Source organism: Streptomyces sp. NPDC001135, from assembly GCF_053598395.1.
In genome coordinates this window covers 54,170-64,097 of record NZ_JBSFKD010000047.1, presented here as the reverse complement: position 1 = coordinate 64,097, position 9,928 = coordinate 54,170, and the positions used below count along the sequence as shown (strand labels likewise).

Annotated in this window: 10 protein-coding genes; 5 read left to right on the top strand and 5 right to left on the bottom strand. The window is 73.8% G+C overall.

Going from position 1 to position 9,928, the window contains the following annotated elements:
* Positions 1–95 precede the first annotated feature (95 nt).
* The gene (locus ACWC94_RS38270; protein ID WP_450801905.1) at positions 96–1,607 is read left to right on the top strand and encodes an acetoacetate decarboxylase family protein; all 1,512 of its coding nucleotides are present in this window, start codon (positions 96–98) and stop codon (positions 1,605–1,607) included.
* A 35-nt stretch (positions 1,608–1,642) separates the two neighbouring features.
* On the top strand, positions 1,643–1,906 hold the full coding sequence (locus tag ACWC94_RS38265) for a hypothetical protein (RefSeq protein ID WP_450801904.1): 264 nt from the start codon (positions 1,643–1,645) through the stop codon (positions 1,904–1,906).
* A gap of 47 nt (positions 1,907–1,953) precedes the next feature.
* On the opposite strand, the gene ACWC94_RS38260 is transcribed toward ACWC94_RS38265, so the two are convergent.
* The 4 genes from ACWC94_RS38260 to ACWC94_RS38245 form a co-directional block, all read right to left on the bottom strand.
* Positions 1,954–2,148, bottom strand: coding sequence for a hypothetical protein (locus ACWC94_RS38260; RefSeq protein WP_450801903.1), 195 nt, complete (start codon positions 2,146–2,148; stop codon positions 1,954–1,956).
* Positions 2,149–2,219: 71 nt separating this feature from the next.
* Positions 2,220–3,017 carry an SAM-dependent methyltransferase gene (locus ACWC94_RS38255; protein ID WP_450801902.1) on the bottom strand — a complete coding sequence of 266 codons (798 nt, stop codon included), beginning with the start codon at positions 3,015–3,017 and terminating at the stop codon, positions 2,220–2,222.
* A gap of 66 nt (positions 3,018–3,083) precedes the next feature.
* Positions 3,084–3,746, bottom strand: coding sequence for a GNAT family N-acetyltransferase (locus ACWC94_RS38250; protein WP_450801901.1), 663 nt, complete (start codon positions 3,744–3,746; stop codon positions 3,084–3,086).
* 488 nt (positions 3,747–4,234) lie between these two features.
* On the bottom strand, positions 4,235–5,278 hold the full coding sequence (locus ACWC94_RS38245) for an ATP-binding protein (RefSeq protein WP_450801900.1): 1,044 nt from the start codon (positions 5,276–5,278) through the stop codon (positions 4,235–4,237).
* A 425-nt stretch (positions 5,279–5,703) separates the two neighbouring features.
* On the opposite strand from ACWC94_RS38245, the gene ACWC94_RS38240 reads away from it, so the two are divergent.
* The 3 genes from ACWC94_RS38240 to ACWC94_RS38230 all read left to right on the top strand — a co-directional run bounded on the left by ACWC94_RS38240 (position 5,704) and on the right by ACWC94_RS38230 (position 8,375).
* Complete coding sequence (locus ACWC94_RS38240; protein ID WP_450801899.1) at positions 5,704–6,579, top strand: helix-turn-helix domain-containing protein; 876 nt, start codon at positions 5,704–5,706, stop codon at positions 6,577–6,579.
* A 60-nt stretch (positions 6,580–6,639) separates the two neighbouring features.
* Positions 6,640–7,455 carry an SAM-dependent methyltransferase gene (locus tag ACWC94_RS38235; RefSeq protein ID WP_450801898.1) on the top strand — a complete coding sequence of 272 codons (816 nt, stop codon included), beginning with the start codon at positions 6,640–6,642 and terminating at the stop codon, positions 7,453–7,455.
* 419 nt (positions 7,456–7,874) lie between these two features.
* On the top strand, positions 7,875–8,375 hold the full coding sequence (locus ACWC94_RS38230) for a hypothetical protein (RefSeq protein WP_450801897.1): 501 nt from the start codon (positions 7,875–7,877) through the stop codon (positions 8,373–8,375).
* A 96-nt stretch (positions 8,376–8,471) separates the two neighbouring features.
* Here ACWC94_RS38230 and ACWC94_RS38225 read toward each other — a convergent pair whose 3' ends face one another.
* Complete coding sequence (locus ACWC94_RS38225; RefSeq protein ID WP_450801908.1) at positions 8,472–9,590, bottom strand: PP2C family protein-serine/threonine phosphatase; 1,119 nt, start codon at positions 9,588–9,590, stop codon at positions 8,472–8,474.
* Between the last annotated feature and the right edge of the window lie 338 nt (positions 9,591–9,928).

Genomic DNA, 9,928 nt, shown 5'->3' with positions numbered 1-9,928 from the left:
GCAGAAGGCCGGCGCTGAGAAGCTGCTGGAAGTCGTGCTGGAGATCGACGGGCGGCCGGTGTCGGAGTTCGGGTGCGACGGCACACCTCGCGGCCGTGGACAAGGCGGCGGTCGCCGCCGAGCCCGTCGACCTCACCGACCAGGAGAAGCAGTTCATCGCCACCGAGGGCTCGTTCCTCGGGTTCCTGCGGAACATCGAGGTGCTGTCCACCGGCGGGCGGATCCTCGTGCAGAACGTGCGCGGTCCCGACGGGGTCGTCCGCTACGTCGTCCAGGCGCCGGACACGGCACCGGGCCGCCCCCGCAACGACTCCCCGCAGGACTACGTCGACGCCTGGCGCACGCTGTTCACGACCGACTCGTCCCGCACCCGCTCGGTCCTGGCCGCCCTGAAGGACCACGGCATCCCGCGCGGCGCCGACCTCGCGTTCGTCGGGCACGGCGAGGGCGGGACCGCGCTGCTGAACCTCGCACGGGACGAGGAGTTCTGCCGCACCTACCGGGTCACGCACGCCGTCACCGTCGGCTCCCCGGCCGGCACCGGGAAGCCCGCCGACCCGCGCACCTGGACCGCGAGCATCACCAATCAGCACGACCTCGTGCCCGCCCCGGACGGCCGGAGCACGAGCACCGCCTTCGACCCGCACCCGCACCGGTACGTGATCGCCTACCCCGGACCCACCCGCGAGTTCCCGCTGTGCCACATGCTCCGCGAGTACATCGAGCACCTGCGCACGGTCATCCCCGAGGTCCGCGAGAGAGTCGACGAGGCGCTCACGCCGTACCGGGGCCCCATCGTGCGCACCCAGGCCTACCAGCCCAGGGACCGCGCCCACCCGCCCGAGGGCCACCCCTTCCTCACCCTGCCCACCAGTTCCGTGCCCACGACGGTCGGCCCGGTCGACGTGCCGGTGCGCTCCTACGACTCCTCCGCCGCCCACCTCTGCTTCCCCGTCCCCGCCGACGCGGCACGCGGTCTGCTGCCCGGCGTCACCTGGCTGACCCCGGGCCGGCTGGGCCGGCGGGCCCTCGCCGTGCTGTCGCTCCACGAGCACCGCTGCACCACCATCGGCCCCTACACCGAGATCGCCCTGTCCGTCCTGGTCGACGACCTGTGGCGGCCCCGCCGGTACGACATCGCCGCGGACCTGCTGCGCCGCGCCGACCTGCGCCGCACCGGCCGGTACGTCCTCTGCGCGGCCGTCACCAGCGAGGAGGCCCGCGTGGTCGCCCGGGAGATCTGGGGCCAGCCCGCGATACGGACCACCGCGGAGGCCGACCTGACGGGCCGAGAGATCGATGTACGGTCCCGGGACCTCGGCCTCGCCGTCAAGGGCCGGCTCGGGCCGGGCATCCGCTGCCCGCAGGCCGACTGGGTCCTCTACGGCCGGCGGGGCGAGAGCACCGTACGCACCCTGGTCCGCGCCCACGGCACGGCGCGGCTGCACCCCGGCAGTGGCGTACGGCTGCGGCTGGACACCGCGGCGGCCGAACCCCTCGCCGGACCGCTGAGGCGGCTCGGCATCGGCACGGCCAGGCCCCTGTTCGTCGTCACCTGTCCCCAGGTCCTGGTTCACCGCAGCGCCGGCGCCCTCCTGCCACGGTGACACCCTGACCCCCGAACCCGCCGAGTGGAGCCGCCATGGTGACCGAGTCCCCCCGAGCGACCACGGCCTCGGCCGACGAACTCCTCACCCACGTCGCCACCTTGCGTGCCGACGCCGCCCTCATGGACGGCTGCGCCCGGAAACTGCTGGCCACCGCGGCCACGCTGGGCGACTGCCCCGCGACACCCGAGGGCAGCCGCCCCGCCCTGGAGCGTCAGGCCGCCGCGTGCGCCACGGCGGCGGAACGACTGCGCGTCGCCGCCGAGGCGTTGGACACCCACGTGCGGGCCGGAGACTGAGCCCGGCACCTCTGGACGGTGATCACGGCACACCCGCCCCGTTCGCCTCAGCGGACCCGTTCGGCCGCCGCACGGGTGAGATGGCGGCGCGGTGCGGAGGCGTCACGGGCGCGGCCGGCACCGCTGCCGGGGCTCTCGGCGAGCGGTCGTACGAAGAGGCTGACGGTGGCCTCCTCCGCGAAACCGTTGCGGCGCATCAGCTCGGCGGAGGCGGTGTCGCGCCGCTCCACGTCCGTGACCACGCACACCGCTCCGGCCGCCGTGAGCCGCGCACAGCACTCCCGGGACGTCGGCCATGGGCACTGCCGCCGCATCAGGGTTTGCGGGCCACCCCGACGTACACCGGCTGCTCGCCGAGGACCCGCATCCCCGGCTCCGGGTGCCAGTGCGGGGCCGGCACGACCCCCGGCTCGTACAGCTCCAGGCCGTCGAAGAACCGGGTCACCTCGGCGAGCGTGCGCGCCTGGACAGGGGTGCCGCCGGCGCGGTAGACCGCCTCGATCCGCTCCCGGACCTCCGGGTCGAACTCGCCGCTGCCGTGGGACAGCACGAGGTGGCTGCCGGACGGCAGGGGGTCCAGCAGTGTGCGGACGACACCGTGCGGGTCCTGCTCGTCGGTGACGAACGGCAGCAGCGCGACCAGCGACAGGCCGACGGGCCGGGTGAGGTCCAGGTGCTCGCGGGCGTACTCCACGATCCGCTCCGGTTCCCGGACGTCGGCGTGCACATAGGCGGTACGGCCCTCGGGGGTGCCGTGGAGGAGGGCTTCGGCGTGCCTCAGCACGATCGGGTCGTTGTCCGCGTAGACCACGCGGGCGCTCGGGGTCACGGTCTGGACGATCTGGTGCAGATTCGGCTCGGTGGGGATCCCGGTGCCCACGTCAAGGAACTGGTCGACGCCTTGGCGGGTGACGAAGCGGGCGGCCCGGTGCATGAACTCGCGGTTGGCCCAGGCCGTGTCCTTGACCCCCGGGAAGAGCTCCAGCACACGCTGCGCGGCCTCGGCGTCGACGGGGTAGTGGTCCTTGCCGTCCAGGTACCAGTCGTACATCCGGGCGGAGTGCGGCTTGCCGGTGTCGATGCGCTCCGGGCTGAATCCGGTGTCTGTCACGTGGGCTCTCCGTGAAAGGTGGGGGGTGGATGGCTCGCGGCGCCGGACGGGCGGGCGAGCGGGTGGTCAGCGGCAGCGGGTGGCCGCCGTGCTGTCGTGGCGGTGCCAGACGGCGTCGACCACACGGCCGTCGGGCAGGGTGTGGCGGGGCGGTCCCGCGTCCGCCACGAAGCCGGCGCGGGCCAGGGCCCGTCGGCTCGCGGTGTTCCCGGGCTCCGCGCCCGCCCGGACCGTGGTCAGTCCGGCATGGGTGTGGGCGAGTGCCGCACCGGCGCGGAACAGCTCCGCGCCCAGGCCCTGGCCGCGGCAGGCCGGCGCCAGCCAGCCGCCCATCTCGCCCGTGCGGTGCTCCAGTTCGAGGGCGCCGGCATAGGCGAGGTCGGATCTGCGCACACAGACCAGGAGGAGTGGATCGTCCGGGCCGGGTACGTAGGGCTGCGCCAGCTTGCGGGGCAGCCGGCGGCCGTCGTCACCGGCCGGCCGCCAGGCGAGCAGGGCCCTGCGGGTGCCGGGATCCGGGAGGACCTGGTCCGCCTGGGTGCCGAGCCACCGCTGTGCCTCGGCGTCCGCGCTGGCGGCGAGCGCCGCCGCCACGTCGAGCCGGGTCCGGGGCGTGAACAGCAACAGCCGTTCGGTGGTCAGGGCGTGCCGGCCGTATCCGGGTTCGCACCGCCCGGGCGCGGGCAGCCCGGATGAGGCCCGCCTCCGGCGGATCACCGACCAGACCATGCACACCCCCGACGGAACGCTCCGCGTGGCGGACCCGGAGCCCGCGCCAACCCCGAGCCCCGACAGATGCGGACGCCCCGCACCGACGGCGAATTTACCGGGCTTCGGGGGTGGGTGGGGCAGGGGTGGGGGTGGTTTCGGTCTTGGGCGGGGTGCCGCGGACATGGCGTGAGGGCGGGGTGGAGGGGGGCCGGCCGGTCGGGGCTGGAGCGGGTTCCGGGACGCGGGCGTGTTCGGGTGGCGGGGCAAGGCCGAGGGAGGCCCTCCGTGCCCACGGCCCCGCCCCGCTGCGGTGCCTTCGCGGTGGGGCCGGGGTGGGGCGTTCGGGTTCAGCTCGGTGTGTTTCTTTCAGCCGGACTTGGGGTGGGTGCGGGTCCAGGAGGGATCGGCGGACGGGGTGGGGACGGGGACGGTGTGGCGCATCGGAATCCTTCGGACGAGTGGGGACGGTCCGGAGCGGGCGGGGGGCCGGAACGGCGGGCGTGGGTTCAGCCGTGGCCGGACGGCAGCTCCGCCCAGACGACTCGGGCGGGGCGGCCGGGCAGCGGCGTCACACCCCAGTCGAGGCTCACCGCGTCGACCAGGAACAGCCCGCGCCCGTGCTGGTCGTCGGGACCGGGACTGCGCGCCACGGGGAGCGCGGAGCCGCCCTCCCGGTCCTCGACCTCGATCCGTATCCGGTCCGCCGTGCCGCGCAGCCGGCAGGCGATCCGCTGACCGGCCGTGTGCACCAGGGCGTTCGTGACCAGCTCCGAGATCACCAGGACGGCGTCGTCCCGGCGGAGTTGCGGTACGCCCCAGGCGGTCAGCAGCTCCCGCACGACACGGCGGGCCGTACCGACGGCCGCCGGCTGGGCCCGGAGGTCGAAGGCGGCGGAGCGGTACAGCGGGGCCCTGGAGGCGAGCCGGTCGGGACCGAGGGGTCCAGGGAGTCGACCGAGGCGCTCGCCTCCGGGCGGTCTGCGGACACCGGCCGGGAGCGGCGGCCGATGCGGACGTTCCACGGCGTGCGCCGTGGGGAGCGGGTGGCCGCCGGTGTCCGGGGCCGGTCGCGGGGCGGCAACCGGCGCGTCCGTCCGCCGTTCGGCGGTGTCCGGAACATGGCGCGGCCGGTACGCACGGTCCGGACCGGCATCCGGCCGGCCGACGCTGTCCGGCGCTCGGTGTGCGGCGTCGGTGTCGTCTGCAACGGGGTGTGCCCCGTCGATGGTTTCCGGAGTCTGGTGTGGCCGGTTGGCGGTGTTCAGGTGGGGGTGTGTCCGGTGTGGTTCCTGGGTGGGGTCCGGCCGGTCCTCGTCGTCGGGAACGGGATCGGGCTGGTCGGTCGTGTCCGGCGGTCGGTGTGCCGTGTCGGTGTCGTCCGCTACGGGCTGTGCCCCGTCGACGGTCTCCGGAGCCCGGTGTGGCCGGTCGGTGTGCGCCCCGTCGGATGTGGCCGGGAGCCGGGGTGCCCCGTCGGGGATCTTCCGGGGCCGGTGCGTCTGCACCGCGTCGGCGGAATCCCGGTGCGGGACGCGGGCCGGGTCGTCCACGGGCCGGTGCTGGTGGCGTACCGCGGGCAGGCGCGACGGGTTTGATGCCAGGGGCGCTCTCCGGTCCCCGGGTGGTCGGTGGAGCGGTGGGGGGAGGGAGGGCGGAGCCATCGCCGTGCGCCTTTCGTCCGGCCTCGCGTGGGGGTGCCGTCTCTGTGGCCGGCCGCTCGCGCAGCAGACGACACACCGCCTCCCACGAGGCCGTGGTGCGGCCCGGTCTCCCCAACCCGGCCGCGCCGCCCGCTCCTTGGTCAGCCGGAGCAGTCCGTCCACTGTGGCACCTGCCGACAACGCTCCGCAACCGGCAAGTTGAAATTTGCAAGTAGCCAAGTGCATGCTGCTTCGGCCAGAACGTGATCGAATGGGTTGGCCGAAGCGCTCGTGTGCGACGGTGTCACTGTGACCCGGTGAGGGGGGTGTGGGGCGTGACCGCGGAGACCGACTGGGGTGGTGCCCCCTCCGTCCTGCGCATGATCCTGGGCCGGCAACTGGAGGATCTGCGCACCCGGGCCGGCCTCGGCTACACGGAGGCGGGCGCCGCCATCGGGGTCAGCCACTCCACGATCCGCCGCATGGAGGCCGCCAAGGTGGCCCGGCTGCGCCTCGCCGACGCCGAGAAACTGCTCCAGGTCTACGGCGTCACCGACCGGGACGAGATCGACACCTTCCTGCAGTCCGTGCGCGAGGCGAACAAGCGCGGCTGGTGGCACACCTACCGCGATGTGATGCCCGACTGGTTCGCCGCCTATCTCAGTCTGGAACAGGCCGCGTTGCAGATCCGCGCGTACGAGAACCAGTTCGTGCACGGCCTGCTGCAGACCGAGGACTACGCCCGCGCCCTGCTCGCCGCGGACCATCCGCACGCCTCCGCCGAGGCCACCGAACGCCGGGTCGCCCTGCGCATGCGCCGCCAGGAGCTGCTGGCCCGCGAGGCCCCGCCGCGGGTGTGGGTGGTGATGGACGAGACGGTGCTGCGCTGGCCGGTCGGCGGACCGCGGGTGATGCGCGCGCAGATCGACCACCTCCTCGAGGTCAACCGGCTGCCTCATGTCACCCTGCAGCTCATGCCGTTCGCCAACGGCCCGCACCCGGCGCTGCGCGCGGGCGCCTATCACCTCTTCCGGTTCCGGGCCCGCGAACTGCCCGACATCGTCTACCTCAACGGCCTGGTCGGAGCCGTCTACCTCGACAAGGCCGACGACGTCGTGGTGTACCGGGAGGCGCTGGACCGGCTCGGCGCCCAGGCCGCGCCCGCAAAGAAGACCGATGCCCTGCTCGACGCCATCCGCAAGGAGCTGTGACCCACCCACCCGAGCGTACGCAAGCCCCCACCCCCCTCGACCCGAATGGGAGACACGGCGTTGCCCGACAACGGATGGCCGGCCGACCGGATCGACACCGAGAACGCCCACTCCGCCCGCATCTACGACTACATCCTCGGCGGCAAGGACTACTACCCCGCCGACAAGGAGGCGGGTGACGCCATGGCCCGGGAGTGGCCCGCGCTCCCGGTCCACATGCGCGCCAACCGCGACTGGATGAACCGCGCCGTGCGCTGGCTCGCCGAGGAGGCGGGTGTGCGCCAGTTCCTGGACATCGGCACCGGCATCCCGACGTCGCCCAACCTGCACGAGATCGCCCAGGCCGTGGCCCCCGAGTCCCGGGTCGTCTACGTCGACAACGACCCGATCGTCCTCACCCTCTCCCAGGGCCTGCTCGCCAGTGCGCCCGAGGGCCGTACCTCGTACATCGAGGCCGACTTCCGCGACCCGGCGGCCATTCTGGACGCCCCCGAACTGCGCGAGACGCTGGACCTCGACAAGCCGGTCGCGCTCACGGTCATCGCCATCGTCCACTTCATGCTCGACGAGGACGACGCGGTCGGTGTCGTACACCGGCTGCTGGAGCCGCTGCCGTCCGGCAGCTGGCTGGCGATGTCCATCGGCACCGCCGAGTTCGCCCCCGAGGAGGTGGGCCGGGTCGCCCGCGAGTACGCCGCCCGCAACATGCCGATGCGGTTGCGCACCCTCGGCGAGGCCCACGAGTTCTTCGAGGGACTGGAACTGGCCGATCCGGGCATCGTCCAGGTGCACAAGTGGCACCCCGACGGCACGGGCGAGAAGGACATCCGCGACGAGGACATCGCGATGTACGGCGCGGTCGCCCGCAAGCCGTGACCGACCAGGGGCCGGGGTCCGCACCCACCTCCCGGACCCCGGCCCCGCCTCCTTGTGTGCGGCGGGCCGGGCGGCTCCCCGGCCGGTAGCGCGAGCCCCCGTGCCACCCGGGTCCCCCGGCGCGTGCAGGCGCCCCCGCACGCCGTCCACCGGGCCCTGACCGACCCGGACGCCATCGCGGCCTGGCGCCTCGCCCGGCTCGTCGAGGGGACACAACTCCCGGTCCCCCGAGGCGGAATGACCGAAAGGGCGCGGAAATCCGACCGGAATCCGGCACAACCTTCCGGCTGCCTCATGTTCTGTGACGGGAGTGGGAAAAAAGCCCGGAGAAGCGGAACCGGCGCGAGGGAAATGCGGTCTTAAGGTCCGTCGACGGCCGGGATCGGCCCGGACGTTACGAAACCGGGGGAATGAGACACATGTCCGTTCAGAGTCGTAAGACCCTCCTCACCGCCGTGGTCCTCACCGGCGGCCTCACCCTGGCCGCCGTGGCGCCCGCCCTCGCGGGCACCGGCACGGGCCACACCACCCGCGCCGCCGCCGTGTCCTCCGCCCAGGGGGACCCGCGCAACGTCACCCAGCACGTGGCCGACTTCTACGGCGCCTACATCGACGCCGTCTGGTCCACCGACGACAAGTCCGCGGACGACGCTGCCAAGGCGCTGCGGGCCTTCTACCTCTCCGCCGCCGCGCAGAGGAAAGTGACGGCCTTCGAGAAGAAGGAGCACGCCGACGGCATCCTCTTCGCACAGAACGTGCCGGTGAAGTGGAAGGTGACCTACACCGGCTCCGGCGCCGGCCACGCCACCAGCCGGGTCACGCTCACCTGGAGCGACGGGCCGCACGCCGAGGTCAGCAGGATCGACGTGCAGTCCGACCTGAAGACCCTGAAGATCACCGACCTCAAGTCGGTCCGCTGACCGGGGGCGTGCGGTCCCGCCCCGCCCCACTCGGGGCGGGACGCACGCCTGCCGTGACAGTCGGGGCGCACCGCGCACACCGCATGCCGGTCGCCCTCAGCCGTGCCGGTAGGCGTCCGACCCGGAGACCCGGCCGTGGTGGCGGCGCCGCTCCACGGCCGTGCGGTGCAGCGCGATCAGCGCGGCGTCGTCGTCCAGCCGGCCCCCGGCATGGGTGAGCAGGTCGCGCCGGACATGGTGCATCAGCGCCTCGGGACTGTCGTCGGTCCAGTGCACGGCCCGCTCGGTGAGCGGGTAGAACCGGCCGCGGGCGTCCCTGGCCTCCACCACGCCGTCGGTGTAGAGGAGCAGGGTGTCGCCGGGCTCGAAGGAGAACACGTCCAGCGTGTGCTCGGTGCCGCTGTGCACCCCGAGCGGCGGTGACGGGTGCAGACTCGGGACGGTGACGGCGTGGCCCGGGCTCAGCAGCAGTGGCGGCGGATGGCCGCAGCTGGTCATCCGGGTGACCGGATCGCGGTCCGGGATCTCCACCAGCAGTGCGGTGGCGAACCGCTCGCCCGCCTCCTCCGGCGGCTCCAGGTCCGCGGCGTGCCGGGCGATGCTCTGCTCCAGGACGGCCGCCAGCTCCGCCAGCGGGATGTGCCGGTGCGCGCTCTCCCGGAACGCCCCGAGCAGCAGGGCGGCCTCGCCGATGGCGGCGAGACCCTTGCCGCGGACGTCGCCGATCAGGACGCGCACCGCGCCGTCGCACCGGGTCGCCGCGTACAGGTCGCCACCGATCTGGGCCTCGTCCTCGGCGGCCAGGTACAGCGAGGCGATCCGCAGCGGCCCGATCTGCTCGGGCAGCGGCCACATCAGCACGTGCTGGGCGGCCTCGGCGACCGTGCGGACCTGGGCCAGCTGGGCCTGCCGGCGCTCGCGCAGCGCGCTGTAGAGCACCAACAGCACCGAGAGCACCGAGAGGGTGATGATCTGCACGACGTGGTTCGTGGTGCCGAGCCCGCCGTGGGTGATCCCGATGAGGATCTGGGCGGCCAGTGCGAGTGCCCCGATGGCCGCGGTGGTCCGCGGACCGGCGATGGAGGGCGTCAGCGCTGGTGCGATCACCAGGGCCGGGCCCAGGTGGACGCTGTACGGGGTCTGCACGTCCACCACCGTGATCACCACGATGAGCGCGACCGGGAGCAACAGCAGCGGATGCGCCGACTGCCACATCTGCTGCGAAGCCGCCCTGAGCCGGGGTTTCACTCCTACAGGGTCCTCCCGGGCCGCAGACGACGCACGTCACACGGGAAGGGTTCCGGTCCCGTCACACGGGAAGGGTTCCGGTCCCGCGCTTCCGCGGCGGTCCCGCTCGCTCACGCCGGGACGGCACCCCAAGGGTCCGCGGGTCTGCGGGGTCTGCTCCCGGTCCCGGGCCGCCTCTGCCGACCGCCGTCCCGGCGGACCGGGCCGCCGCCAACCGCCGGGCGGTGCGCCGTGTCGGTGCGGTCGCGCCGGGTACCCGTACCACCCCTGGGCCGAACCGGCCGCCCCGGGGAGCCGCCGGGTGC